The sequence below is a fragment of the Flagellimonas lutimaris genome (genome assembly GCF_051494225.1).
GTDB lineage: Bacteria > Bacteroidota > Bacteroidia > Flavobacteriales > Flavobacteriaceae > Flagellimonas > Flagellimonas lutimaris_A.
This window is the reverse complement of record NZ_JBNPYE010000011.1, coordinates 1-25,795: the sequence shown is the minus strand read 5'-3', so window position 1 is coordinate 25,795 and position 25,795 is coordinate 1. Positions and strand designations below refer to the sequence as shown.

23 protein-coding genes, 5 tRNA genes and 1 pseudogene are annotated in these 25,795 nt (G+C 40.5%); 27 read left to right on the top strand and 2 right to left on the bottom strand.

Annotation, left to right across the window (positions count from 1 at the left end; genetic code table 11):
• Positions 1–43: 43 nt before the first annotated feature.
• The 26 genes from ACQQ5U_RS16950 (at position 44) to ACQQ5U_RS16825 (ending at position 22,508) form a co-directional block, all read left to right on the top strand.
• Positions 44–598, top strand: a complete 555-nt coding sequence (locus tag ACQQ5U_RS16950; protein ID WP_437399343.1) for a TlpA family protein disulfide reductase — start codon at positions 44–46, stop codon at positions 596–598.
• 79 nt (positions 599–677) lie between these two features.
• The gene (locus ACQQ5U_RS16945) at positions 678–989 is read left to right on the top strand and encodes a rhodanese-like domain-containing protein (RefSeq protein WP_437399341.1); all 312 of its coding nucleotides are present in this window, start codon (positions 678–680) and stop codon (positions 987–989) included.
• 21 nt (positions 990–1,010) lie between these two features.
• Entirely contained in the window at positions 1,011–2,291 is a 1,281-nt protein-coding gene (locus tag ACQQ5U_RS16940) for a DUF2851 family protein (protein WP_437399340.1), read from the top strand.
• Between the two features lie 8 nt (positions 2,292–2,299).
• Positions 2,300–2,527 carry a PspC domain-containing protein gene (locus tag ACQQ5U_RS16935; protein ID WP_014033469.1) on the top strand — a complete coding sequence of 76 codons (228 nt, stop codon included), beginning with the start codon at positions 2,300–2,302 and terminating at the stop codon, positions 2,525–2,527.
• Positions 2,528–2,529: 2 nt separating this feature from the next.
• A complete protein-coding gene (locus ACQQ5U_RS16930) occupies positions 2,530–3,537 on the top strand; it encodes a potassium channel family protein (protein ID WP_437399338.1) in 1,008 nt (335 codons plus the stop codon).
• 84 nt (positions 3,538–3,621) lie between these two features.
• The gene (locus ACQQ5U_RS16925; protein ID WP_437399458.1) at positions 3,622–5,241 is read left to right on the top strand and encodes an alanine/glycine:cation symporter family protein; all 1,620 of its coding nucleotides are present in this window, start codon (positions 3,622–3,624) and stop codon (positions 5,239–5,241) included.
• 14 nt (positions 5,242–5,255) lie between these two features.
• Entirely contained in the window at positions 5,256–6,110 is an 855-nt protein-coding gene (locus ACQQ5U_RS16920; RefSeq protein WP_437399457.1) for a ComEA family DNA-binding protein, read from the top strand.
• A 10-nt stretch (positions 6,111–6,120) separates the two neighbouring features.
• Positions 6,121–7,290 carry an acyl-CoA dehydrogenase family protein gene (locus ACQQ5U_RS16915; protein ID WP_437399336.1) on the top strand — a complete coding sequence of 390 codons (1,170 nt, stop codon included), beginning with the start codon at positions 6,121–6,123 and terminating at the stop codon, positions 7,288–7,290.
• 93 nt (positions 7,291–7,383) lie between these two features.
• Complete coding sequence (gene rpsU / locus ACQQ5U_RS16910; protein ID WP_119606422.1) at positions 7,384–7,578, top strand: 30S ribosomal protein S21; 195 nt, start codon at positions 7,384–7,386, stop codon at positions 7,576–7,578.
• Between the two features lie 97 nt (positions 7,579–7,675).
• Positions 7,676–8,566 carry a tyrosine-type recombinase/integrase gene (locus ACQQ5U_RS16905; RefSeq protein ID WP_437399334.1) on the top strand — a complete coding sequence of 297 codons (891 nt, stop codon included), beginning with the start codon at positions 7,676–7,678 and terminating at the stop codon, positions 8,564–8,566.
• 54 nt (positions 8,567–8,620) lie between these two features.
• The gene (gene hpf, locus ACQQ5U_RS16900) at positions 8,621–8,923 is read left to right on the top strand and encodes a ribosome hibernation-promoting factor, HPF/YfiA family (protein WP_437399332.1); all 303 of its coding nucleotides are present in this window, start codon (positions 8,621–8,623) and stop codon (positions 8,921–8,923) included.
• Positions 8,924–9,024: 101 nt separating this feature from the next.
• Positions 9,025–9,098 (top strand) — tRNA-Thr (locus tag ACQQ5U_RS16895).
• Positions 9,099–9,121: 23 nt separating this feature from the next.
• Positions 9,122–9,204 (top strand) — tRNA-Tyr (locus ACQQ5U_RS16890).
• Between the two features lie 79 nt (positions 9,205–9,283).
• Positions 9,284–9,356, top strand: a tRNA-Gly gene (locus ACQQ5U_RS16885).
• Between the two features lie 89 nt (positions 9,357–9,445).
• Positions 9,446–9,517: transfer RNA gene (locus tag ACQQ5U_RS16880), tRNA-Thr, on the top strand.
• 47 nt (positions 9,518–9,564) lie between these two features.
• Positions 9,565–10,752, top strand: a complete 1,188-nt coding sequence (gene tuf / locus ACQQ5U_RS16875) for an elongation factor Tu (RefSeq protein WP_437399331.1) — start codon at positions 9,565–9,567, stop codon at positions 10,750–10,752.
• A 69-nt stretch (positions 10,753–10,821) separates the two neighbouring features.
• A tRNA-Trp gene (locus ACQQ5U_RS16870) sits at positions 10,822–10,894 on the top strand.
• Positions 10,895–10,915: 21 nt separating this feature from the next.
• The gene (secE, locus tag ACQQ5U_RS16865) at positions 10,916–11,104 is read left to right on the top strand and encodes a preprotein translocase subunit SecE (protein ID WP_119606419.1); all 189 of its coding nucleotides are present in this window, start codon (positions 10,916–10,918) and stop codon (positions 11,102–11,104) included.
• Positions 11,105–11,116: 12 nt separating this feature from the next.
• Positions 11,117–11,668, top strand: a complete 552-nt coding sequence (gene nusG / locus ACQQ5U_RS16860) for a transcription termination/antitermination protein NusG (protein WP_014033479.1) — start codon at positions 11,117–11,119, stop codon at positions 11,666–11,668.
• A 67-nt stretch (positions 11,669–11,735) separates the two neighbouring features.
• On the top strand, positions 11,736–12,173 hold the full coding sequence (gene rplK / locus ACQQ5U_RS16855) for a 50S ribosomal protein L11 (RefSeq protein ID WP_207029738.1): 438 nt from the start codon (positions 11,736–11,738) through the stop codon (positions 12,171–12,173).
• A 21-nt stretch (positions 12,174–12,194) separates the two neighbouring features.
• Positions 12,195–12,887 carry a 50S ribosomal protein L1 gene (rplA, locus tag ACQQ5U_RS16850; RefSeq protein WP_437399329.1) on the top strand — a complete coding sequence of 231 codons (693 nt, stop codon included), beginning with the start codon at positions 12,195–12,197 and terminating at the stop codon, positions 12,885–12,887.
• 22 nt (positions 12,888–12,909) lie between these two features.
• A complete protein-coding gene (rplJ, locus tag ACQQ5U_RS16845) occupies positions 12,910–13,428 on the top strand; it encodes a 50S ribosomal protein L10 (protein ID WP_100817508.1) in 519 nt (172 codons plus the stop codon).
• A gap of 55 nt (positions 13,429–13,483) precedes the next feature.
• Positions 13,484–13,864: a 50S ribosomal protein L7/L12 gene (gene rplL, locus ACQQ5U_RS16840; protein ID WP_119606415.1), complete on the top strand. Its 381-nt coding sequence runs from the start codon at positions 13,484–13,486 to the stop codon at positions 13,862–13,864.
• Between the two features lie 128 nt (positions 13,865–13,992).
• The gene (rpoB, locus tag ACQQ5U_RS16835) at positions 13,993–17,802 is read left to right on the top strand and encodes a DNA-directed RNA polymerase subunit beta (RefSeq protein ID WP_437399327.1); all 3,810 of its coding nucleotides are present in this window, start codon (positions 13,993–13,995) and stop codon (positions 17,800–17,802) included.
• A gap of 38 nt (positions 17,803–17,840) precedes the next feature.
• Positions 17,841–22,139 (top strand): DNA-directed RNA polymerase subunit beta', encoded by a 4,299-nt coding sequence (gene rpoC / locus ACQQ5U_RS16830; RefSeq protein WP_437399325.1) that lies wholly within the window; start codon positions 17,841–17,843, stop codon positions 22,137–22,139.
• 57 nt (positions 22,140–22,196) lie between these two features.
• On the top strand, positions 22,197–22,508 hold the full coding sequence (locus ACQQ5U_RS16825; protein WP_119606412.1) for a DUF3467 domain-containing protein: 312 nt from the start codon (positions 22,197–22,199) through the stop codon (positions 22,506–22,508).
• 37 nt (positions 22,509–22,545) lie between these two features.
• On the opposite strand, the gene ACQQ5U_RS16820 is transcribed toward ACQQ5U_RS16825, so the two are convergent.
• On the bottom strand, positions 22,546–22,977 hold the full coding sequence (locus ACQQ5U_RS16820) for a hypothetical protein (protein ID WP_437399323.1): 432 nt from the start codon (positions 22,975–22,977) through the stop codon (positions 22,546–22,548).
• Between the two features lie 109 nt (positions 22,978–23,086).
• The gene (locus ACQQ5U_RS16815) at positions 23,087–24,676 is read right to left on the bottom strand and encodes a peptide chain release factor 3 (protein WP_437399322.1); all 1,590 of its coding nucleotides are present in this window, start codon (positions 24,674–24,676) and stop codon (positions 23,087–23,089) included.
• A 395-nt stretch (positions 24,677–25,071) separates the two neighbouring features.
• Between ACQQ5U_RS16815 and ACQQ5U_RS16810 the strand changes: the two are divergent.
• Positions 25,072–25,795: pseudogene (locus tag ACQQ5U_RS16810) on the top strand (hypothetical protein); the annotation flags it as partial.

Below are 25,795 nucleotides of genomic sequence, written 5' to 3'. Positions count from 1 at the left end.
GTAAATTGTGAGTGCTTACTTTAGGGTGTGTAAATCAATGATAATGAATAAGTTATTTGTTTTAGGGTTGATAGTTGCCTTATTTGTAGGTTGTGCAGAAAGAAAGAAAGATAATGGAGAGGCGGTAGAAACGGTTGATAAAGAAACGGTTGCACTTAAAGATGATGCCGGTACGAATGTTAAGTTTCCCATTTACGATTTTGATGATTTTGAACCCATGCTTCATAAAAATGATGACAAAACCTATGTGCTGAACTTTTGGGCTACCTGGTGTAAGCCCTGCATTGCCGAGATGCCCCATTTTGAACGAATCAATTCCGAACAAAAGGACAACAATATAAAAGTGATTTTGGTCAATTTGGATATGCCCAATATGTGGAAATCTAGACTCGAACCCTACGTGGAGAATAATGATATTCAATCCGAAGTGATCATTCTGGACGACCCTAAACAAAATGAATGGATTCCTAAAGTGTCCGAAGAGTGGGGTGGGGGCATTCCAGCTACCTTAATATATAATAAGGATAAAAGAAGTTTTTACGAACGGGGTTTTACTTATGAAGAGCTAAAAGAGGAATTGAATGAATTCATAAAATAGCAAACAACAAAAATAAAACAACAAGAAATCCGGAGTAATGCTCCGGATTTTTATTTTTGCAGAACTTAATTTGAAAAAAATGGCAGATTTATCACAAGAAGAATGGGAAGAACAAATGAAAAATGACGACAACGCCTTAATGTTGGATGTTCGTACCCCCCAAGAATTTGAGGAAGGATATATTCCTGGCGCAGTGAATATTGATATTTATTTGGGGCAAGGCTTTCTGGAAGAGCTTCAAAAATTGGACAAGTCTAAGAATTACTATGTCTATTGTAGATCCGGAGCCCGCAGCGGCCAAGCTTGTGCCATTATGAACAGTATAGGAATAGAAAATGCATATAACTTGGAGGGTGGCTTTATGAACTGGGAAGGCGAGCGGACAGAGTAGACCTCCATTTATCCCAAATCAATGCGAGAAGACCTACTTTATTTCATTTGGAAGCACAACAAGCTTCCAGCCAAACAGCTATGTGCCAGTAACAACAAGACCGTTTTGGTCAAGGCGACCGGAATCCAAAACAGGGTCGCGGGCCCCGATTTTTTTAATGCAAAAGTTGAAATCGATGGTCAATTGTGGGCCGGTAATGTGGAAATGCACCTAAAATCTTCGGATTGGTACGTGCATCATCACGAGACAGATGAAAATTACGATAATGTCATTCTCCATGTAGTTTGGGAGGATGACATTGCTGTTTTTAGAAAAGACGGTTCACAAATTCCGACTTTGGAAGTGAAGCACTATGTTTCCGAAGAACTTTTGGACCGTTATCGAAATCTGTTGGAAAACTCCCGTTCTTCTTTCATTAATTGTGAAAAGGATTTAAAGGAACTGGATTCCTTTTTGGTTGAAAACTGGTTACATCGATTATACATTGAGCGGTTGGAACATAAATCCAAATTAATCATGGATTTATTGGAAACATCCAAAAATGATTGGGAAGCAGTCCTTTTTAAATTGTTGGCCAAGAATTTTGGTTCTAAGGTCAATGGACCATACTTTTTGGAAAGGGCCAAGCAATTGGATTTTTCGATTGCCCGCAAAACCAGTAACGAACCATTGCAATTGGAAGCTTTGCTTTTTGGCCATTTTGGACTTTTGAACGTTTCAGATTGTACGGACACCCATTATTTACAACTCAAAAAAGAGTATGGATACCTGATCCAAAAGTTTGGGATGACAGAGAATCTATCAAAACCTGATTTTTTCGGATTAAGGCCTCCAAATTTCCCCACAATCAGGATTTCGCAATTGGTTAGTCTGTACTTAGGCAATCACAATATTTTTTCCAAATTAATGGATTTGAACAAACTTGAGGATATATACCAAGTTTTTGCAGTTTGTGCAGGATCGTATTGGGAGAATCATTATACTTTTGGCAAGACTTCTAAACAGCGGATAAAAAAATTATCCAAGAAATTTATCGACCTAGTCATCATCAATACCTTGGTGCCCCTCAAGTTTTGTTATGCAAAGCATGTGGGAAAAGATTGGAACGAGGAGTTGGTTGAGTTGGTTTCACAGATAGAAAGAGAAGAAAATTCCATCATTAAAAACTTTAAGGAAATAGGATCCAAAACACAAAATGCTTTGGAAAGTCAGGCAAAGTTGGAGCTCTACAATAATTATTGTTCTAAAAATAAATGCATGCAATGCGCCATAGGCACGCAATTATTGAATAGAAATACATAATTTTAACCATGTCTTTATTCTATAATACCCTTTATTACTTTCAAAAAAGAGGCTTCGAGGTGTGTAGGCGTATTGCCGAAAGACTTGGTATCAGAGCCCGTGTGGTACGTACCAGTTTCATCTATTTGACATTTGTAACCTTGGGCTTTGGATTTGCTCTTTACCTTTTTATTGCATTCTGGCTTCGGATTAAAGACTTGATTTACACAAAAAGAACCTCGGTATTTGACCTCTGATCATGATTAAATTAATGCGCTCCAAAATACTTGTGGCACTTACCCTAATGATAATGGTATTATTGGTAGGGGTAGTGGGTTACAAGATGCTGTCCGATTTTACATGGATAGAGGCTATTTACATGACCATAATAACGGTTACCACTGTAGGTTTTTCGGAAGTAAGGCCCTTGGACGCCAATGCAAAGATTTTTACCGTATTTTTAATCGTCACCAGTGTTTTTATATTTGGTTTTGCCATTTCCGTGGTCTCGGAATATATTTTAGGAAGAAATTCACTGGAAGTACTAAAAAAGAAAAAAGTGAAAAAACAAATAGACAGTCTATCCAATCATGTTGTGATCTGCGGTTTTGGTAGAAATGGTATGCAAGCTGCTGAAAAATTGATAGCCTATAAAAAACCTTTTGTTGTAATAGAAAGGGATAAGGAAATCATTGAGCGACATGAAGAGGATGTTTTGTTTATAGAAGGGGATGCCAATGAGGATGAGATATTGCGCCAAGCTGGAATTGACCGTGCCCAATATTTGATCACTGCCGTGCCTGATGATGCAGCCAACTTATTTATAGTACTTTCCGCAAGACAACTCAACAAAAACTTATTCATTATTAGTAGGGCTTCGCAAATTACCTCTGTAAAAAAGTTGGAATTCGCTGGGGCGAACAAGGTTATAATGCCCGATAAAATTGGTGGTGACCATATGGCTTCTTTAGTGGTGATGCCGGACTTGATTACCTTCTTGGATCAGCTCTCCATAGAAGGGGAGCATACCACAAACTTGGAAGAAGTCAGTATAGAGGATTTCACCGATCAGATGGATTGTAATTCCTTACGTGATTTGGATTTAAGAAGAAGAACAGGCTGCACCATAATAGGCTACATTGACCCAGATGGGAAATATATAATTAACCCAGAAGCGGATATGGTTTTACAACCCAATAGTAAGGTTATTGTTTTAGGAAGGCCGGAGCAGATCAGGAAGCTCAACCAAATGTTTCAGATAAGCTAGTTTAACACCCTTTAATTTTTTTGCGTAGAAATTTTTTAGGATATTGGGGCCTTTACAAAAATCTAACATAACCAAAACATTATGATGAAGTATAAACTTCTTTCCTTATTTAGTTTAATGTTGCCAGCTCTTTCTTTTGCGCAGGAAGAAAGTACATCGGATAAAATTGATGCTGTATTCTCCAAATACACGAGTTGGTTCGTTGATGCCATATTCTACGAGATTCCTTTTTCCGAAGAATTTCAGATTCCTTGGGTTCTAATTGTCTTGGTGGGTGGTGCGTTGTACTTTACCATTTATTTTAAGCTCATCAATATCACAGGTTTTTGGACTGCGATAAAAGTGGTTCAAGGAAAGTATGAGGATATAGAAAAGCATGGTGTGGATCACCTGTATGGAGATATTGCGGAAGAGCATGATTTACCAGATACTATTAGGGATGAATCCGCCCATGGTGAGGTTTCTCACTTTCAAGCACTTACAGCTGCCCTTTCCGCTACTGTTGGATTGGGTAATATTGCCGGTGTGGCGGTAGCCTTGTCCATTGGTGGTCCCGGAGCAACATTTTGGATGATATTGGCCGGACTTTTAGGTATGGCCTCAAAGTTTGCCGAATGTACCTTGGGTGTAAAATATAGGGATGTCGGTGAGGATGGAACCGTGTATGGTGGTCCAATGTATTACCTTACTAAAGGTTTAAAAGAAAAAAATGCCAAAGGCTTGGGAAAAGTGCTGGCCGTATTGTTTGCCATTTTTGTGATTGGCGGTTCTTTTGGTGGAGGAAACATGTTCCAAGCCAATCAGGCAGCCGCTCAGTTTGTGGATTTGTTCAACCTTGAAAACGAAAATGCAGGATTGTATTTCGGTATTATCATGGCCGTATTGGTAGCCATCGTAATTATTGGAGGAATCAAAAGGATTGCTTCCGTAACAGAAAAAATTGTCCCTTTCATGGCTGGTATCTATGTATTGGCGGCCTTAATTATTTTAGGAGCAAATTTCTCTTCCATTGATGATGCTTTCGGATTAATTTTCGAAGGAGCCTTTTCTGGACTTGGAATTGCGGGTGGACTTATCGGTGTAATGATCCAAGGTATTCGTAGGGGAGCTTTCTCCAACGAAGCTGGTGTAGGTTCAGCAGCCATTGCTCACTCTGCGGTACGTACCAAGTATCCTGCGAGTGAAGGTATTGTAGCTCTTTTAGAGCCTTTTGTGGATACTGTTGTAATCTGTACCATGACCGCTTTGGTAATTATTATTACCAACTACGAAGCAGGTTTCTTGCAGTACGGTACGGAGATTACAGAAGGAGTTGAGATTACCGCAACTGCTTTTGATACGGTGATTCCCCATTTCTCCATAGTATTGACCATCGCAGTTATATTGTTTGCATTTTCTACAATGATTTCTTGGTCTTACTACGGAATGCAAGGATGGATGTACCTTTTCGGAAAAAGCAAGAGAAGTGATTTGGCATATAAAGTATTGTTCTTATTATTTGTTGTTGTTGGAGCTTCCATCAGTCTTGGTTCCGTGATCGATTTCTCGGATGCCATGATATTTGCAATGGTAGTACCTAATATCATTGGTGTATTACTCTTGACTCCGGTAGTAAGAAAAGAATTGAACAAATACATGAACGCCATCAATAAAAAAGAGGATGCATTGGAAGACGGTGCAGAAGACTTGGTGGATAAATTGTAAAAGTCAATATCTTGATGAGATTAAAATCCCACTTCAGATTCAATAAACAAGAACGGAGTGGGATTTTCTTTTTCTTGGTGTTAACGATTGTGCTACAAGGTGGGTATTACTTTGTAAAAGCCAATTCATCCCCCAAAAAAACCAGGTTCGCTCTCAATACTCGGGAGCAGCATAGGATTGATAGTCTAAAGACTTACCAGTCCGAAACATCAATAAAAATATATCCCTTCAACCCAAATTACATTACAGATTATAAAGGGTATACATTGGGATTGTCCACTTTTGAGTTGGATAGATTGTTTGCTTATAGAGAAGAGGGCAAGTTTGTAAATTCCGCCAAAGACTTTCAAGCTGTTACGAAGATATCTGATTCCTTGTTGAATGCGCTCTCACCATATTTTAAATTTCCTGACTGGGTTGGTGAAAATCAATCATCAAAAAAGAAAACATCCTTTGTGAAGAAGGAGAAGAAGACAAAAGACCTTAATTCGGCCACCGAGGAAGATTTGATGGAGGTATACGGAATCGGAGAAACACTTTCCGAAAGAATTATCAAGTTTAGGGATAGGTTGGGTGGTTTCTTGGTAAACGAACAACTCTATGATGTTTATGGTTTAAAACCTGAAGTAGCAGAAAAGGCATTGCTCAAATTTCAAGTGATTGAAATTCCATCCTTGGATAAAATCAACATTAATAAGGCTAGTATTGAAGAGTTGTCAGAATTAATCTATATAAACAGGTCGTTGGCTTCCAATATTATTGAATACAGAGATAAGAATGGCTCATTTGCATCATTTCAAGAATTGAGTAATGTGGATGCATTTCCAACAGAAAAACTCGACAGAATAGCTTTATATTTGTCATTATAAAATAGGTGCTATGAACAATGTGTACTTCACGGAAGAGCATAACTTATTCCGCGAAAGTTTGAAAGATTTTTTGCAAAAAGAAGTCGTTCCCCATATTGATAAATGGGAAGAATCTGGAAATATAGAAAGATTTATTTGGAGGAAGTTCGGTGAGATGGGGTATTTTGGACTAATGACCCCAGGGGAATATTCTGGTTTGGGCTTGGATCTTTTTTATACGGTGATTTTTCTCGAAGAATTGCAAAAGATCAATTCCGGTGGTTTCGCGGCAGCCATGTGGGCACATCAGTACTTAGCCATGACTTACTTAAACAAGTTGGCCAACGATGAACAAAAGCGAGCTTACCTGGAGCCAAGTGTACTTGGAGATAAGATTGGTTGCTTGGGGGTGTCGGAACCCTTTGGCGGTAGCGATGTTGCAGCCATGCGAACTACAGCAGAAAAGAAGGGCGAAGTATATATTGTAAATGGTTCCAAAACGTTCATTACCAATGGGGTTTATGGGGACTATATCATATTGGCAGCAAAAACCGACAAAAATGCTGGACATAAAGGAATCAGCATGTTTGTTATGGATACAAAGGCCAAGGGTGTATCTGCAAGTAAATTAAACAAATTGGGCTGGCGTGCCTCCGATACTGCTGAACTGGCCTTTGATAATGTTGAAGTCCCGGCAGCCAATTTATTGGGAGTAGAAAACGAAGGCTTTGCTTATATAATGGAAGCGTTTTCTTTGGAACGTTTGGTAATGGGCATAAATGCCCATGCAAGAGCGGAGTTTGCATTGGACTATGCACTGCAATACATGTCCGAACGTGAGGCGTTTGGCAGGAGCATAGACCAATTTCAAGCGTTACGCCATAGATTGGTCGAGCTTTATTCGGATATGTTGTTGTGCAAGCAATTTAATTATGCCACCGTTGCGCAAATGGACAAAGGGGCTTATGTGGTCAAAGAAGCAACTATTGCCAAACTTAAATCCACCAAAATGGCCGATGAGGTAATCTACAATTGTCTTCAGTTTTTGGGTGGATATGGTTATATCGAAGATTATCCAATGGCAAGAATGAGTAGGGATAGTAGGTTGGGACCAATCGGTGGGGGCACATCGGAAATTTTAAAGGAAATTCTGGCCAAGATTATTGTGGATAAAAAAGAATACAAAAAGCCGAATACATAGATAATCGTTAAAAAAATAAAATATTTCTTTAACGGTTAAAGATCATTCGTATATTTGCACTCCAAAAATATAAAAGAAAGGAGGTTGTAGCCCATGTTAATTATACCAGTAAAAGAAGGAGAAAACATCGATAGAGCTTTAAAGCGTTTCAAACGTAAGTTCGACAGAACAGGTACCATGCGTCAGTTAAGAACAAGACAGCAGTTTACTAAACCTTCTGTGGAGCGTAGAGCGCAGATTCAAAAAGCACAATACATTCAAGGCCTAAGAGACCAAGAAGAAGTATAGGGCTATCGCTTTAACAAAATATATCAATCCCGTTCCAATATTGGAACGGGATTTTTCGTTTTGGCTATACCGCAATTGTAATTATTACCTTTGATATATGTCTGTATCAGCTTTTATATCTTATTTAAGGTTGGAGAAAAATTATTCCCAGCATACCATTAAGGCATATGAAAGGGACATTGAGAACTTTGCTGACTTTTGTCAACAGGAATATGGGGAGCGAAACCTGGAAAAAGTTTCTTACCCATTAATAAGAAATTGGATCGTTGCATTGTCCGACCAAGGAGTTTCCAATAGAACCATCAACAGAAAAATATCTTCCCTGCAGGCTTATTATAAATTTTTGTTGAAGGTGGGTGATATAACTATTTCACCCTTGGTTAAGCACAGGGCGCTCAAAACCAGTAAAAAAATAGAGGTTCCTTTTTCGGAAACTGAAATGGAAGCCATTTTGTCCAAAATCCCTTTTGATGATGATTTTGAAGGTGAGCGAGATAAACTTATCATTGAATTATTGTATACCACGGGGATGCGAAGGGCTGAATTGGTAAATTTAAAAATATCGGATATGGACTTGTCCGGACATGTCCTAAAAGTATTGGGTAAAAGAAACAAAGAACGTATTCTTCCTTTGTTGCCATCTACCACAGAACAGATTAAAAAGTATTTGATCAAACGTTCCGAATTTAAAAAGGCATTGGATTCCTCTTATCTATTATTAACAAAAGATGGTCTTAAAATTTATGAAACACTTGTTTATCGAACTATAAATAAGTATTTTAGTTTGGTGTCCCCTAAGCTAAAAAAGAGCCCACATATACTCAGGCATACCTTTGCAACGCACTTGCTCAACCGGGGGGCAGATTTAAATTCCGTAAAGGAATTATTGGGTCATTCCAGTTTGGCGTCAACACAAGTGTACACGCACAATAGTATTGCCGAACTGAAAAAAGTACATCAAAAGGCCCATCCAAGAAACAAGAAATAAAATTCTTGTATTGTTTAACTTCACTGTCACGGACAGTATTAAAAACTTCGTCTTATGAAAGTAAACGCACAATCGGTAAATTTTACGGCTGATGGTAAACTCATCGACTTTGTCCAAAAACGAATGGATAAGTTGGAAGTGTTCTACGACAAGGTCATCGAATCGGATGTATATTTAAAAGTTGAGAACACAAGTGCTAAAGAAAATAAGATAGTGGAAATCATAGTGTTTGTCCCTAGGGATAAAATTATGGTAAAGAAACAATGTAAGACTTTTGAGGAGGCTGTGGATTCGGCCTGTAGTTCCTTGGAAAGACAGTTGGTAAAAAAGAAGGAAAAACTTAGGGCAAAAGCTTGATGAAAATTTTTCAAAATTTATTTTGAATTAAAATATAAATATATACATTTGCAGTCCGTTAGAAATAGCGGGCTTTTTTAGTGAATAAAAAGCGGTGAAATGCCGATATAGCTCAGCTGGCTAGAGCAGCTGATTTGTAATCAGCAGGTCGTGGGTTCGAGTCCCTCTATCGGCTCGTAAGTTATTGAAAATTAAGGCGGGGGGATACTCAAGCGGCCAACGAGGACAGACTGTAAATCTGTTGGTTTTTACCTTCGCAGGTTCGAATCCTGCTCCCCCCACAAAAGTTGTTCAGCGGAACAACCGGGAAAAGGTTTTTTTGAAATATTGGAATCTTTGGACGAAAGTCCGAAAAAAAATGCGGGAGTAGCTCAGTTGGTAGAGCGTCAGCCTTCCAAGCTGAATGTCGCCGGTTCGAACCCGGTCTCCCGCTCTAAATTTGAAACGTTGGTTTCAAGACGAAGGTTGAAGTTTTGACGAGCTAGACTTGTAACTTTAAACTCTAAACCTGATAACCCATAGGCCGGTGTAGCTCAGGGGTAGAGCGTTTCCTTGGTAAGGAAGAGGTCACGGGTTCAAATCCCGTCATTGGCTCAAAACGATTTGTACACTAATATAAACTAAGATTAAAATTATTTAAAATGGCAAAGGAAACTTTTGATCGTTCCAAACCGCACTTAAATATTGGTACCATTGGACACGTGGATCACGGTAAAACTACATTGACCGCTGCTATTACCACTGTATTGGCCAACGCAGGTTTGTCTGAAACAAGAAGCTTTGATTCTATTGACAATGCTCCTGAGGAAAAAGAAAGAGGTATTACAATCAACACTTCACACGTTGAGTACCAAACAGAAAACCGTCACTACGCTCACGTTGACTGTCCTGGTCACGCGGATTACGTAAAGAACATGGTTACTGGTGCTGCTCAGATGGACGGTGCTATCTTGGTTGTTGCAGCTACGGATGGTCCAATGCCACAAACTCGTGAGCACATCCTTTTGGGACGTCAGGTAGGTATTCCACGTATCGTTGTTTTCTTGAACAAGGTTGACATGGTGGATGATGAAGAGCTTTTGGAACTTGTTGAATTGGAGGTAAGAGAATTGCTTTCTTTCTATGAGTATGATGGTGACAATGGTCCTGTGATCGCTGGTTCTGCACTTGGTGCTTTGAACGGTGAGCAAAAATGGGTTGACACTGTTATGGAGTTGATGAATGCTGTTGATGAATGGATCGAAGAGCCAGAGCGTGAAGTGGACAAGGACTTCCTTATGCCAATTGAAGATGTATTCACTATTACAGGTCGTGGTACCGTTGCTACTGGTCGTATTGAAACTGGTGTTGCCAACACAGGTGACCCTGTTGATATTATCGGTATGGGTGCTGAAAAATTGACTTCTACTATTACAGGGGTTGAGATGTTCCGTAAGATTTTGGATAGAGGTGAAGCTGGTGATAACGTAGGTCTTCTTTTGAGAGGTATCGAGAAATCTGATATCAAAAGAGGTATGGTTATCTGTAAGCCAGGTTCTGTAACTCCTCATGCTAAATTTAAAGCTGAGGTTTATATCCTTAAAAAAGAAGAAGGTGGTCGTCACACTCCATTCCACAACAACTACCGTCCACAGTTTTACGTTCGTACAACTGACGTAACTGGGAACATTAACCTTCCTGATGGAGTTGAAATGGTAATGCCGGGTGATAACTTGACAATTACTGTTGATTTGATTCAGCCAATCGCATTGAGCGTGGGTCTACGTTTCGCTATCCGTGAAGGTGGTAGAACAGTAGGTGCCGGTCAGGTTACTGAGATTTTAGATTAATCATTTTAAAATAAGATTGCACTTAAGGGTGTTCCGATTTTCTCGGGATACCTTTCAGTGTAATTATAAACGGGTGTAGCTCAGTTGGTAGAGCACTGGTCTCCAAAACCAGGTGTCGGGAGTTCGAGTCTCTCCTCCCGTGCAAGCAAAATACATAAATGTTATGGTCACTTACATAAAGGAATCATTAGAAGAACTTAAAAACAATGTTACTTGGTTGGAAAGAAGTAAAGCTTCTAACCTAATGGTTATTGTGGCGGTTTTCTCCATTTTATTTGCCTTGGCAACATGGGGTGTAGATTCCTTGTTCAGTAACTTGATCACATTGTATTTTGAAAAATTAATAGGGTAAAGATCGGTCGATATGTCTGAGGTTCTGGAGAAAAAATGGTATGTAGTTAGAGCGGTCAGTGGTCAAGAGAACAAGATCAAGGGCTATATAGAAAGTGAGGTAGAGCGTGCAGGTTTTGGCGACTATCTTGAAGAGGTTCTGGTGCCTACCGAAAAAGTTGTTCAGATCAGAAACGGAAAGAAAATCAATAAAGAGCGTGTTTACTTTCCCGGATATATCATGATAAAGGCCAATCTTGGAGGTGAAATGGTTCACATCATTCGTTCCATAACCAATGTTATTGGTTTCTTGGGCGAAGTTAAAGGTGGTGATCCGATTCCTTTAAGGAAATCCGAAGTAAACCGTATGCTAGGAAAAGTGGACGAGTTGGCTGTCAATACAGACAATGTTGCGATTCCATTTGTGTTGGGAGAAACGGTTAAGGTTATTGATGGACCTTTCAATGGTTTTAATGGAACTGTTGAAAAAATCAACGAAGAAAAGCGTAAGCTAGAGGTGATGGTGAAAATCTTCGGAAGAAAAACACCATTGGAACTAAGCTATATGCAAGTAGAAAAAGTATAAATAGAGCTGTTACATATATAAAGCTGTGTTGCTTCCAATTGACACACTTTAAATTTAATTAGAAACAATGGCAAAAGAAGTAGATAAGGTAGTTAAATTACAAGTTAGGGGAGGTGCTGCGAACCCATCGCCACCGGTTGGACCCGCCTTAGGTGCTGCTGGTGTTAACATCATGGAGTTCTGTAAGCAGTTTAATGCTCGTACACAGGACAAACAGGGCAAAGTATTGCCGGTTGTTATCACCGTTTACAAGGATAAATCTTTCGATTTTGTTGTAAAAACACCACCTGCGGCAGTTCAATTGATGGAAGCGGCTAAGATTAAAAAAGGATCTGGCGAACCTAACAGGGTTAAAAACGGTTCAGTTACCTGGGATCAAGTAAAAGCGATCGCCGAAGACAAAATGGTAGATCTTAATGCTTTTACCGTGGAATCTGCAATGAGTATGGTTGCGGGTACTGCAAGATCTATGGGGCTGAAAATAGCCGGACCAAGACCTTTTTAAAATCTTAAAAAGCATTATTAAATGGCAAAGTTGACTAAAAAGCAGAAAGAAGCCCAATCTAAAATAGATAAGAACAAACTCTATTCTTTGGAAGAGGCATCAGCTTTAGTAAAAGAAATAACCAATGTAAAATTTGATGCTTCCATTGATTTGGCAGTTCGTTTGGGTGTAGATCCAAGAAAAGCCAATCAAATGGTGCGTGGCGTTGTTACACTTCCTCATGGAACGGGTAAAGACGTAAAAGTTTTGGCATTGGTGACACCAGACAAAGAGGCAGAAGCTAAAGAAGCAGGAGCTGATTTTGTTGGGTTGGACGAATATTTGGAGAAAATTAAAGGCGGTTGGACCGATGTTGATGTAATCATCACTATGCCAAGCGTTATGGGTAAACTAGGTCCATTAGGTAGAATTTTGGGTCCTAGAGGTTTAATGCCCAATCCAAAAACCGGTACCGTAACTATGGATGTTGCTAAAGCAGTATCTGATGTTAAGGCCGGTAAGATTGACTTTAAAGTGGACAAAACAGGTATTGTACACGCTGCAATCGGAAAAGCTTCTTTCTCTGCGGACAAAATCGCAGGAAACGCTAGGGAGTTGATTGACACCTTGGTGAAAATGAAGCCTTCTGCATCTAAAGGTGTGTACATGAGAAGTATTTACTTGTCCAGTACCATGAGTCCTAGTATTCAATTAGATCCAAAAGCAGTTCAATAACTGGTAGTTCAATTTTATAACTATGACAAGAGAAGAAAAAGCAACAGTAATAGAAGACTTGACTGCACAGTTGGCTGATAACCCAAATATTTATTTGGCGGATATATCGGGATTGAACGCTGTAGACACCTCCAATTTGAGAAGAGCGTGTTTTAAGGCTAACATTAAGCTTGCGGTCGTAAAGAACACATTGCTTGCAAAAGCAATGGAAGCTTCTGATAAGGAATTTGGTGAACTTCCCGAAGTATTAAAAGGAAATACATCTTTGATGTTGTCCGAAACTGGGAACGCACCTGCGAAACTTATCAAGAACTTTAGAAAAAAATCAGAAAAGCCCGTATTGAAAGGCGCCTTTATCGAAGAGGCAGTTTACATTGGGGATGAAAACCTTGACGCACTTGTTAATATCAAGTCCAAAGAGGAAGTTATTGGGGATATTATCGGATTGTTACAATCACCAGCCAAAAACGTTATTTCTGGACTTAAGTCCGGAGGCGGTAAATTGGCAGGTATCCTTAAAACCTTATCTGAGAAAGAATAATTCGCGCACAATAAACTAAGTATATTTTTAAAAATTTTTATTAAACGATAGAAAAATGGCAGATTTAAAAGATTTTGCAGAACAGTTGGTAAACCTTACAGTAAAAGAGGTAAATGAGTTGGCCGACATTTTAAAAGAAGAATATGGTATTGAGCCTGCTGCTGCTGCAGTAGCTGTTGCTGGTGGTGCTGCCGGTGGTGGTGAAGCAGAAGCTGCTGAGGAAAAATCAGAATTTGATGTAATCCTTACAGCTGCTGGTGGTTCTAAATTGGCAGTCGTAAAATTGGTTAAGGAATTGACCGGTCTTGGACTAAAAGATGCTAAAGAAATCGTTGACAGCGCACCAAAGGCTGTTAAAGAAGGTGTTGCTAAAGATGAAGCAGAAGGCATCAAAAAATCATTGGAAGAAGCAGGAGCAGAAGTTGAGCTTAAATAATCGCTTTTCCCATAAGAACTTGGTTAAGGTCTTTCCATTTTTTGGTTAGACCTTAGCCTATTTATATAAGGAGTGTATAAAGCCGTACACGAACCCACTTAGTATTCACGATCAAAATTTGTCCATAGATGTTCACAAACACTATTGAAAGAGTTAATTTCGCATCCGCTAAGAACATACCGGAATACCCGGATTTCTTGGACATTCAGATAAAATCGTTCCAAGACTTTTTCCAGCTTGAAACTAAATCTGACGAAAGAGGAAACGAAGGTCTCTACAACACCTTCATGGAGAATTTTCCAATCACAGATACCAGAAACCAGTTTGTACTTGAGTTTTTGGATTACTTCATAGACCCACCAAGATATTCCATCCAAGAATGTATAGAGCGTGGACTTACCTATAGCGTACCCTTAAAGGCACGTTTAAAATTATACTGTACCGATCCTGAGCACGAGGATTTTGAAACCATTGTACAGGATGTGTATTTGGGAACTATCCCATACATGACTCCTAGTGGAACCTTTGTGATCAACGGAGCAGAACGCGTTGTAGTGTCCCAGTTGCATAGATCTCCAGGGGTTTTCTTTGGACAGTCTTTCCACGCAAATGGAACAAAATTGTATTCAGCCAGGGTAATTCCTTTCAAAGGATCTTGGATTGAATTCGCCACCGATATCAACTCGGTGATGTATGCCTATATCGATAGGAAGAAAAAATTACCGGTAACCACTTTGTTCCGCGCCATCGGCTTTGAAAGGGACAAAGATATTTTGGAAATCTTCGACCTTTCGGAAGAAGTAAAAGTTTCCAAAACCGGACTTAAAAAAGTATTGGGCCGTAAGCTGGCCGCCAGAGTGCTGAACACATGGCATGAGGATTTCGTGGACGAGGATACAGGAGAGGTGGTTTCCATCGAAAGAAACGAAATTGTACTTGATCGTGATACCGTTTTGGAAAAAGAGCATATCGATGAAATCATTGATGCCGACGTGAAGACCATTTTGCTTCACAAGGAGAACAATGCACAATCCGATTATGCCATCATCCACAACACTTTGCAAAAAGACCCTACCAACTCCGAAAAAGAAGCGGTAGAACATATTTATAGACAATTGCGTAATGCAGAGCCGCCAGATGAGGAAACAGCTCGTGGTATTATCGACAAACTGTTCTTCTCTGACCAACGTTACAACTTAGGTGAAGTAGGTCGTTACAGAATGAACAAGAAATTGGGCTTGGATATCGGAATGGACAAACAAGTTTTGACCAAGGAAGATATCATCACTATTATCAAGTATTTGATCGAGTTGATCAACTCTAAAGCAGAGATTGATGATATCGATCACTTGTCCAACCGTCGTGTAAGAACGGTAGGTGAGCAATTGTCCTCACAATTTGGTGTAGGTTTGGCGCGTATGGCACGTACCATCCGTGAGCGTATGAACGTTCGTGACAACGAGGTATTTACCCCGATCGATTTGATCAATGCGAAGACGTTGTCGTCCGTGATCAACTCCTTCTTTGGAACCAACCAGTTGTCCCAGTTCATGGATCAGACCAACCCGTTGGCAGAGATTACACACAAAAGAAGATTGTCCGCATTGGGGCCAGGTGGTCTTTCCCGAGAAAGAGCAGGTTTCGAGGTGCGAGACGTTCACTATACCCACTATGGAAGATTGTGTCCGATCGAGACACCAGAAGGACCAAACATTGGTTTGATTTCTTCATTGTCGGTATTTGCCAAGGTGAACAGTATGGGCTTCTTGGAAACCCCTTACCGTAAAGTAGAAGACGGAAAAGTAGATACGAAAAACCATGTCTACCTTAGTGCAGAAGAGGAAGAGGGAATGAAGATTGCCCAAGCCAACATTCCATTGGCAGAAGATGGTACCATTGAAAGGGAAAAGGTAATTGCCCGTGAAGAAGGCGATTTCCCGGTAGTGGATCCAACAGAGGTGAAGTACACAGACGTTGCACCGAACCAGATTGCATCCATTTCTGCATCCTTGATTCCTTTCTTGGAACACGATGATGCGAACCGTGCCTTGATGGGATCAAACATGATGCGTCAAGCAGTTCCATTGTTGAGACCAGATTCTCCAATTGTAGGTACAGGCTTGGAAAGACAAGTAGCTACGGATTCTCGAGTATTGATCAATGCTGAAGGAGATGGAGTTGTGGAATATGTGGATTCACAGAAAATCACCATAAAATATATAAGGACCGAAGAAGAGCGCTTGGTAAGCTTTGACGATGACTCGAAGACCTACCAATTGGTGAAGTTTAGAAAAACAAACCAAGGAACCAGCATCAACTTGAAGCCAATCGTAAGAAAAGGCGACAAGGTGAAAAAAGGTCAGGTGCTTTGCGAAGGTTACGCTACCGAAAAAGGTGAATTGGCCTTGGGTAGAAACATGAAGGTTGCCTTTATGCCTTGGAAAGGATACAACTTTGAGGATGCGATCGTGATTTCCGAAAAAGTTGTTCGTGAGGATATCTTTACCTCTATTCACGTTGATGAGTATTCTCTTGAAGTAAGGGATACCAAATTGGGTGCAGAGGAATTGACCAACGATATTCCGAACGTATCCGAGGAAGCAACAAAAGATTTGGATGAATACGGTATGATCCGTATCGGTGCCGAAGTGAAGCCAGGAGATATTTTGATTGGTAAGATCACTCCAAAAGGAGAATCAGACCCAACTCCTGAAGAAAAATTATTGCGTGCCATCTTTGGAGACAAAGCAGGTGATGTTAAGGATGCTTCATTGAAAGCTTCTCCATCGTTGCGAGGTGTGGTCATCGACAAGAAATTGTTCTCACGTTCCATCAAGGACAAGAGAAAACGTTCCGAAGATAAGGAAGCCATCGCCAGATTGGAGATGGATTACGAAGTGAAATTCCAGCAACTAAAAGATGAATTGATCGAGAAATTGTTCAGTTTGATCAGCGGAAAAACATCGCAAGGCGTTATCAACGATTTGGGTGAAGAAGTACTTCCAAAAGGAAAGAAATACACCATCAAAATGTTGAACGCTGTTGACGATTTCGCTCACTTGGTTGGAGGAAGCTGGACAACAGACGACGCTACCAATACATTGGTTGCCGACTTGTTGCACAACTACAAAATCAAATTGAACGATATTCAAGGTAACCTAAGAAGGGACAAGTTTACCATCTCCGTTGGAGATGAGCTTCCTGCAGGTATCATGAAGTTGGCCAAAGTCTACATTGCCAAAAAGCGTAAGCTTAAAGTTGGTGATAAAATGGCAGGTCGTCACGGTAACAAAGGTATTGTTGCCCGTATCGTTCGTCAAGAGGATATGCCATTCTTGGAAGACGGAACCCCAGTGGACATTGTATTGAACCCACTTGGTGTACCATCAAGGATGAACATTGGTCAGATTTACGAAACCGTATTGGGATGGGCCGGACAAAAATTGGGTCAGAAATATGCGACACCAATTTTCGATGGAGCCTCATTGGATCAAATCAACGAGATTACCGATGAAGCCGGAGTTCCAAGATTTGGACACACCTATCTATATGACGGTGGAACCGGTCAGCGTTTCGATCAACGTGCAACTGTTGGTGTTATCTACATGTTGAAACTAGGTCACATGGTGGACGACAAAATGCACGCAAGATCTATTGGACCATACTCATTGATTACACAGCAACCATTGGGTGGTAAGGCACAATTTGGTGGTCAGCGTTTTGGAGAGATGGAAGTTTGGGCATTGGAAGCCTACGGCGCATCATCTACCCTTAGAGAAATATTGACCGTTAAGTCGGATGATGTTATCGGAAGGGCCAAGACCTATGAGACCATCGTAAAAGGTGAGACCATGCCAGAACCTGGATTGCCAGAATCTTTCAACGTATTGATGCACGAACTTAAAGGTTTGGGCTTGGATATCAGATTGGAAGAATAGAATACTATATACATTAACTATATCATCACCATATTGTTATGGCTAGAATAAAAGATAATAACGCACAAAAAAGGTTCAACAAAATTTCCATAGGATTGGCCTCTCCGGAGTCTATCTTGGCCGAGTCCCGTGGGGAGGTGTTGAAGCCTGAAACCATTAACTATAGAACGCACAAACCAGAGCGTGATGGGTTGTTCTGCGAGCGTATTTTTGGTCCTGTAAAGGATTACGAATGTGCCTGTGGTAAATACAAGAGAATCCGTTACCGTGGAATCGTTTGTGACCGTTGTGGTGTTGAAGTGACGGAGAAAAAAGTACGTAGAGATCGTGTTGGGCACATTAACCTTGTGGTCCCTGTGGCACACATCTGGTACTTCCGTTCGCTGCCAAACAAAATAGGATACCTTTTGGGATTGCCATCCAAAAAGTTGGATATGATCATATACTACGAAAGGTATGTGGTTATCCAGCCAGGTATTGCCAAAGGTCCAGAAGGTGAGGAAATCAACAAAATGGATTTCTTGACCGAGGAGGAATACTTGAACATTTTGGAATCCATTCCTACCGAGAACCAATACTTGGAGGATAACGATCCAAATAAGTTCATCGCCAAAATGGGTGCTGAATGTTTGATTGACATATTGTCCAGGATCGATTTGGAACAATTGTCTTACGAACTACGTCACAAGGCAAATACAGAAACCTCAAAACAACGTAAAACCGAAGCCCTGAAACGTCTTCAGGTTGTGGAAGCTTTGCGTGAGTCGCAAAACAACAGGGAGAACAACCCTGAGTGGATGATCATGAAGGTGATTCCGGTGATTCCACCAGAATTGCGTCCGTTGGTACCATTGGATGGTGGTCGTTTTGCCACTTCCGATTTGAACGACTTGTACCGTAGGGTAATTATCCGTAACAACCGTTTGAAGCGTTTGATGGAAATCAAAGCACCGGAGGTGATTTTGAGGAATGAAAAACGTATGCTTCAAGAAGCGGTGGATTCCCTTTTTGATAATACAAGAAAGGCATCTGCGGTAAAAACCGAATCTAACAGACCATTGAAATCCCTTTCGGATTCCTTGAAAGGTAAGCAAGGTCGTTTCCGTCAGAACTTATTGGGTAAACGTGTGGATTACTCCGCTCGTTCCGTAATTGTTGTTGGACCGGAACTACACTTGTACGAATGTGGTCTTCCTAAAGATATGGCGGCCGAGCTTTACAAGCCGTTCATCATCCGTAAATTGATTGAAAGAGGTATTGTAAAGACCGTTAAATCCGCCAAAAAGATTATAGACAAGAAAGAGCCCGTAGTTTGGGATATTCTTGAAAACGTCCTTAAAGGACACCCAGTATTATTGAACCGTGCCCCCACATTGCACAGATTGGGTATCCAAGCGTTCCAGCCTAAACTTATCGAAGGTAAGGCGATTCGTTTGCACCCATTGGCATGTACCGCATTTAACGCGGATTTTGATGGGGATCAGATGGCAGTTCACTTGCCATTGGGGCCAGAGGCTATTTTGGAAGCACAATTATTGATGTTGGCTTCACAGAACATCCTTAACCCAGCCAACGGTTCTCCGATTACCGTACCATCTCAGGATATGGTTTTGGGATTGTACTATATGACCAAGCACAAAAAATCTACTCCAGAAGAGCCCGTAATGGGTGAAGGACTTACCTTCTATTCTTCTGAAGAGGTAGAAATAGCCTTTAACGAGAAAAAAGTTTCGCTTAATGCTGGTATTAAGGTAAGAGCCAAAGACTTTAACGAAGAAGGTGAATTGGTCTATCAAATTATTGAAACCACGGTAGGTCGTGTCTTGTTCAATACAGAAGTACCAGAACAAGCAGGATTCATCAATCAGGTATTGAACAAGAAAGCCCTAAGAAATATTATTGGGGACATTCTTGCCGTTACCGATGTACCGACTACTGCCGCATTCTTGGATAAGATTAAGGCCATGGGATACGACTTCGCCTTCAAAGGTGGTCTATCCTTTAGTTTGGGTGATATTATCATCCCTGCAGAAAAGCAGGATATGATCGGCGAGGCCAATGAGCAGGTCGATGGTATTATGATGAACTATAACATGGGTCTTATCACCAACAACGAACGATATAACCAAGTTATTGATGTTTGGACATCTACCAATGCCATGTTGACCGAATTGGCCATGAAGCGAATTCGTGAAGACAAGCAAGGATTCAACTCTGTATATATGATGTTGGATTCCGGTGCAAGGGGTTCCAAAGAGCAGATTCGTCAGTTGACCGGTATGCGTGGATTGATGGCCAAGCCTAAAAAATCTACCGCAGGAGGTGGGGAAATTATCGAAAACCCGATTCTTTCGAACTTTAAGGAAGGATTGTCGATTTTGGAATACTTTATCTCTACTCACGGTGCACGTAAAGGTCTTGCGGATACCGCTTTGAAAACAGCGGATGCGGGTTACTTGACCAGACGTTTGGTGGATGTTTCACAAGATGTAATCGTTAATAGCGAAGATTGTGAAACTTTGAGAGGTATCGAGGTAGAACCATTGAAGAAAAACGAGGAGATTGTTGAAACCTTGGGTGAAAGAATCTTGGGTAGGGTGTCGTTGCACGATGTGTACAACCCATTGACCGAAGAACTTGTGCTGAAAGCAGGACAGGAAATCAATGAAGCCGATGTAAAAAGGGTAGAAGCTGCTCCAATCGAGAAAGTAGAAGTAAGGTCTCCATTGACTTGTGAGGCTCCACAGGGAATCTGTGCCAAATGTTACGGTAGAAACCTTGCCACCAATAAAATGGTGCAACGAGGTGAAGCTGTAGGTGTTGTTGCTGCACAGTCCATTGGTGAGCCGGGTACACAGTTGACGTTGCGTACCTTCCACGTGGGTGGTATTGCAGGTAACATTTCTGAGGACAACAAATTGGAGTCCAAGTTTGATGGTATTGCAGAGATTGAAGACCTAAGACTTGTAGTAGGAGAAAACAGTGAAGGTGGTAAAACCAACATTGTAATTTCCAGAACTTCTGAAGTTAAGGTAGTTGACCCAAAAACAGGAATCACATTAAGTACAAACAACATTCCTTACGGTTCTCAATTGTTCATCAAGAATGGTGAGAAGATTTCCAAAGGAACTGTAATTTGTGAATGGGATCCATATAATGGTGTAATTGTTTCTGAGTTCGCTGGGCAAATTGCCTACGAGAACATTGAGCAAGGGGTTACTTACCAAGTTGAAATCGATGAACAAACCGGTTTCCAAGAAAAAGTAATTTCTGAATCCAGAAACAAAAAACTTATTCCAACCTTGTTGATCAAGGATGGTAAAGGTGAAACATTGCGTTCTTACAACTTACCAGTTGGTTCCCACTTGATGATCGATGATGGTGACAAGGTGAAAGAAGGTAAAATCTTGGTAAAAATTCCACGTAAATCTGCTAAAGCAGGGGATATTACCGGTGGTCTTCCAAGGGTAACCGAGCTGTTTGAGGCACGTAACCCATCCAATCCGGCCGTTGTATCCGAGATTGATGGTGTTGTATCCTTCGGTAAGATTAAGCGTGGTAACCGTGAGATTATTATTGAGTCCAAGACGGGCGATATTAAAAAGTACTTGGTTAAATTGTCCAACCAGATTTTGGTTCAGGAAAATGACTACGTACGTGCAGGTATGCCATTGTCCGATGGTTCCATTACACCGGAAGACATCTTGGCCATTAAAGGACCATCTGCTGTACAGCAATACCTGGTGAACGAAGTACAGGAAGTATATCGTTTGCAAGGTGTGAAAATCAATGATAAGCACTTTGAGGTTGTTGTAAGACAAATGATGCGTAAGGTAAAAATCCAAGATCCAGGAGATACTATCTTCTTAGAGAATCAGTTAGCACATAAAGACGACTTTATCAACGAGAATGATGAGATTTTCGGTAAAAAAGTTGTTGAAGATGCCGGGGATTCCGAAAGATTAAAGCCGGGACAGATTTTGACCATACGTGAGCTTAGGGACGAGAACTCAATTCTTAGAAGAGAGGACAAGACCTTGGTAACTGCGAGAGATGCTGTGGCAGCAACTGCCACGCCAATCTTGCAAGGTATTACAAGAGCTTCATTGCAGACCAAGTCCTTTATCTCGGCTGCATCGTTCCAGGAAACTACTAAAGTATTGAACGAAGCCGCTGTAAGTGGTAAAATAGATACTTTGGAAGGATTGAAGGAAAATGTAATTGTAGGACATAAGATTCCAGCCGGTACAGGTATGAGGGATTATGACAGTATTATCGTAGGTTCCAAAGAGGAGTACGATGAAATCATGGCCCGAAAAGAGGAATTCAAATTCTAAATAAAAACAAACCCTGGCCTTTAGGTCGGGGTTTTTCTTTTTAAGATAAATAATAGTATGGCTGAAGAAAAGAAAAAACAGAAGCAGATCAATATAGAGTTGGATGAAAAAACTGCAGAAGGAACTTATTCCAATCTGGCAATTATCAATCACTCCGTATCCGAATTTGTTGTGGATTTTATAAGCTTAATGCCAGGAGCCCCGAAGGCGAAGGTAAAGAGCAGGGTAATTTTAACGCCACAGCACGCCAAAAAACTGCTTAAGGCATTGAATGATAATGTAAGTAGGTTTGAAAAGGCACACGGACCAATACAAGACTACGAACAACCAGCAATCCCATTAAATTTTGGACCTACTGGTGAAGCATAAAAAAAGCCCCGATGATTCGGGGCTTTTTTATTGTGTTCTATTTTAGCCAGCCCTTCTGAATGCCTTTTTTCGAAAAAGAGATAAGGTAAAGCCCGATAACGATAATGATTACAGGCATGGCGTAAGTCGAGGGGCCAAATGCCTCCACAGCGTTCGAAATAAATAGCCAGTGGATAAATTGTGCCACGGCGGCAATCAATGAGATAATAAAAAGTGGCTTCGCCCATTTTTTACGAACCAAAAGGCCAATTGATGCAATAGTTCCAGAAAATACGGCAATAGCAAAGGCTGCTGTGGCCCAAGCTGGGATACCTTCAAAAGCTTCACGTTGCGCTTGATCCAAAGTTTCTAAAATGGCCTGTTGGTTAAAAGCTTGGTTGAGATAATTAAAAACACCTACTAAATTCCATAGAAAAGCGATAACGCTCACCACCCAGAACCAGGTTGGTGGTTTTACTGAAGTCGTCATAATATCTTTAATTTAATTGGTTATGCTATCCAATGTACAAAAAAAAAGAATATATAAAATCTTTAATGCACTCATATTCAGAATGCTGTGAGCTATGGAATTTTGAATTTTACTCGAACTCCGAAGTGTAATGCAGTTTTACCGAAGGATATTTTTGTTGCGTCATTTGTAAAGAGAAGGGGGAGTCCGCCAAAAATACTAATTGACCCCTTTTATCCGTAGCCAAAAACTTTTGCTTTACGCGTTTAAACTCCTTGAATTCTTCATTGTTTTCATCTTCGGCCTCTACCCAACAAGCTTTGTGTACAGGAAAGTTCTCATAAGTACATTTAGCACCGTATTCGTGCTCCAATCGATACTGGATTACTTCATATTGCAAAGCTCCAACAGTGCCAATCACTTTACGTCCATTCAATTCCAAAGTAAACAACTGTGCAACACCTTCGTCCATGAGTTGATCGATTCCTTTGTACAATTGTTTTGCTTTCATAGGGTCAGCATTATTGATATACCTAAAGTGTTCAGGAGAAAAGCTTGGAATCCCTTTGTAATGCAATTCTTCGCCACTGGTCAATGTGTCGCCGATCTTAAAGTTTCCAGTATCATGAAGACCAACAATATCTCCAGGATAGGAAATATCCACAATCTCCTTTTTCTCGGCAAAAAAGGCATTGGGACTGGAAAATTTTAGTTTTTTCCCTTGTCTAACATGTAAATAGGGGGTGTTTCTTTCAAAAGTACCTGATACAATTTTTATAAATGCTAAGCGATCCCGGTGTTTGGGATCCATATTGGCGTGTATCTTAAAAACAAAACCAGAAAAATCCTTTTCATTGGCGTTTACCAAACGTTCCTCTGCTTTTTTAGGTCGTGGAGATGGGGCAATGTTCACAAAGCAATCCAAAAGCTCTCGTACTCCAAAATTATTCAGGGCGGAACCAAAAAACACAGGTTGCAACTCACCTTTTAAATAAGCCTCCTTGTCAAAATCTGGGTAAACCCCAGCTACAAGTTCCAAGTTATCTCTCAGCTCATTGGCTGCCTCGGCCCCGATGATTTCTTCAAGCTCTGGATTGTCCAAGTTATCAAAGGCAATTGTTTCTTCAATGTTCTTTTTGCTATTGCCGCTGAATAGGTTGATGTTTTTTTCATAGATATTGTAAATGCCTTTGAAATCGTATCCCATTCCGATGGGAAAACTTAGAGGAGTTACTTTCAAGCCTAGTTTTTGTTCAACTTCATCCAAAAGGTCAAAAGCATCTTTACCTTCGCGGTCCAATTTGTTGATGAATACAATCATCGGAATATTCCGCATACGGCAAACTTCTACCAGTTTCTCGGTCTGTTCCTCTACACCTTTGGCTACATCAATTACTACAATAACACTGTCAACAGCTGTAAGGGTGCGAAAAGTATCCTCAGCAAAATCCTTGTGCCCCGGTGTATCTAGAATATTGATTTTCTTGTCCTTATAAATAAAAGCCAATACGGAAGTAGCTACGGAAATACCTCTTTGCCGCTCAATCTCCATAAAATCGCTCGTAGCCGACTTCTTAATTTTATTGCTTTTAACGGCACCAGCTTCCTGGATTGCGCCACCGAACAACAGTAATTTTTCGGTCAAAGTTGTTTTTCCGGCATCGGGGTGGGAGATGATGCCAAATGTTCTTCGTTTTGCTATTTCCTTTTCAAATTCCATCAACAAAAATTTGGGCAAAAATAGGGGATTTATATGTTTTGCCGCTCATTTTTAGGAGGATTCGGAATTGTTAATATAATTGGGAAAAAATAAAGGATTTAAACTAGTCAAAACCAAAAAGAAAAGTAATTTTCGCCCGTTTTAAGTTCACTAACCATTCCACTTGTGGATTATCCATTTGTAAAATAGGCAGATGAGGTAAGTAATAATGAGGAAATCGCCTTTTATCGATAAAAATAGGAGGTAATAGTCAAATAGTTTAACTATGTGACGTTATTGTGTCGATTTGTGTCGAAAGGACTGTGACATTAGAACAAAAAAGAAAACCCCAATTTTCTTACGATTACGAGAACCACTTTTAGCCATGGTGATTAGTTGACCAAAACTTATCATTTATGGAGCATTTTACTTTTGTGAGACTAAGGAATTACGTAGCTCAAAAACTCACCACTATGGTGTTGATTTTGGTATTTGGGCTCACTTCGTCCTTTAGTGTTTCCCATTTATATACCTCTTCTTTTTTCAATAATCCTGCTGTTCTTGGTGAGGTTGCTCAGGGAACCACCCGTGTATGGGATACTACGAGTTTGTGGAATCCCGTGATGGCGGAATTATTTAATGAAGATTGTGATGGTGATGGGGTTACCTGTTCACAAGAATATGAAGATGGTACAGACCCCAATGATCCTTGTGATTTTATATTGGAGCATCAGGATTGTTCTCCATCTGAAACTTGGAAAAAGGACGATTGTGATGGTGATGGTGTAAGCAACGGACAGGAGAAAGAGGATGGAACAGACCCATTGGATCCCTGTGATTTTGCAATGGAGCACCAGGATTGCTCAGTATCCGACGAATGGAAAAAGGACGATTGTGATGGCGATGGCGTAAGCAATGGACGAGAAAATGAAGATGGGACAAATCCATTGAATCCCTGTGATTTTGTATTGGAGCATCAGGATTGTTCAGTATCCGAAGAATGGAAAAAAGATGATTGTGATGGCGATGGCGTAAGCAATGGACGAGAAAATGAAGATGGGACAGATCCATTGGACCCTTGTGATTTTGTATTGGAGCATCAGGATTGTTCAGTATCCGATGAATGGAAAAAAGAAGATT

Coding starts and splice junctions, on each gene's coding strand:
- ACQQ5U_RS16945 (WP_437399341.1), top strand. CDS start 678: ATGGCAGATTTATCACAAGAAGAATGGGAAGAACAAATGAAAAATGAC.
- ACQQ5U_RS16905 (WP_437399334.1), top strand. CDS start 7,676: ATGTCTGTATCAGCTTTTATATCTTATTTAAGGTTGGAGAAAAATTAT.
- rplA (WP_437399329.1), top strand. CDS start 12,195: ATGGCAAAGTTGACTAAAAAGCAGAAAGAAGCCCAATCTAAAATAGAT.
- ACQQ5U_RS16920 (WP_437399457.1), top strand. CDS start 5,256: ATGAGATTAAAATCCCACTTCAGATTCAATAAACAAGAACGGAGTGGG.
- rpoB (WP_437399327.1), top strand. CDS start 13,993: ATGTTCACAAACACTATTGAAAGAGTTAATTTCGCATCCGCTAAGAAC.
- ACQQ5U_RS16825 (WP_119606412.1), top strand. CDS start 22,197: ATGGCTGAAGAAAAGAAAAAACAGAAGCAGATCAATATAGAGTTGGAT.
- ACQQ5U_RS16815 (WP_437399322.1), bottom strand. CDS start 24,676: ATGGAATTTGAAAAGGAAATAGCAAAACGAAGAACATTTGGCATCATC.
- nusG (WP_014033479.1), top strand. CDS start 11,117: ATGTCTGAGGTTCTGGAGAAAAAATGGTATGTAGTTAGAGCGGTCAGT.
- rplK (WP_207029738.1), top strand. CDS start 11,736: ATGGCAAAAGAAGTAGATAAGGTAGTTAAATTACAAGTTAGGGGAGGT.
- tuf (WP_437399331.1), top strand. CDS start 9,565: ATGGCAAAGGAAACTTTTGATCGTTCCAAACCGCACTTAAATATTGGT.
- rpsU (WP_119606422.1), top strand. CDS start 7,384: ATGTTAATTATACCAGTAAAAGAAGGAGAAAACATCGATAGAGCTTTA.
- ACQQ5U_RS16950 (WP_437399343.1), top strand. CDS start 44: ATGAATAAGTTATTTGTTTTAGGGTTGATAGTTGCCTTATTTGTAGGT.
- ACQQ5U_RS16940 (WP_437399340.1), top strand. CDS start 1,011: ATGCGAGAAGACCTACTTTATTTCATTTGGAAGCACAACAAGCTTCCA.
- secE (WP_119606419.1), top strand. CDS start 10,916: ATGGTCACTTACATAAAGGAATCATTAGAAGAACTTAAAAACAATGTT.
- ACQQ5U_RS16930 (WP_437399338.1), top strand. CDS start 2,530: ATGATTAAATTAATGCGCTCCAAAATACTTGTGGCACTTACCCTAATG.
- rplL (WP_119606415.1), top strand. CDS start 13,484: ATGGCAGATTTAAAAGATTTTGCAGAACAGTTGGTAAACCTTACAGTA.
- ACQQ5U_RS16820 (WP_437399323.1), bottom strand. CDS start 22,977: ATGACGACTTCAGTAAAACCACCAACCTGGTTCTGGGTGGTGAGCGTT.
- rplJ (WP_100817508.1), top strand. CDS start 12,910: ATGACAAGAGAAGAAAAAGCAACAGTAATAGAAGACTTGACTGCACAG.
- hpf (WP_437399332.1), top strand. CDS start 8,621: ATGAAAGTAAACGCACAATCGGTAAATTTTACGGCTGATGGTAAACTC.
- rpoC (WP_437399325.1), top strand. CDS start 17,841: ATGGCTAGAATAAAAGATAATAACGCACAAAAAAGGTTCAACAAAATT.
- ACQQ5U_RS16925 (WP_437399458.1), top strand. CDS start 3,622: ATGAAGTATAAACTTCTTTCCTTATTTAGTTTAATGTTGCCAGCTCTT.
- ACQQ5U_RS16935 (WP_014033469.1), top strand. CDS start 2,300: ATGTCTTTATTCTATAATACCCTTTATTACTTTCAAAAAAGAGGCTTC.
- ACQQ5U_RS16915 (WP_437399336.1), top strand. CDS start 6,121: ATGAACAATGTGTACTTCACGGAAGAGCATAACTTATTCCGCGAAAGT.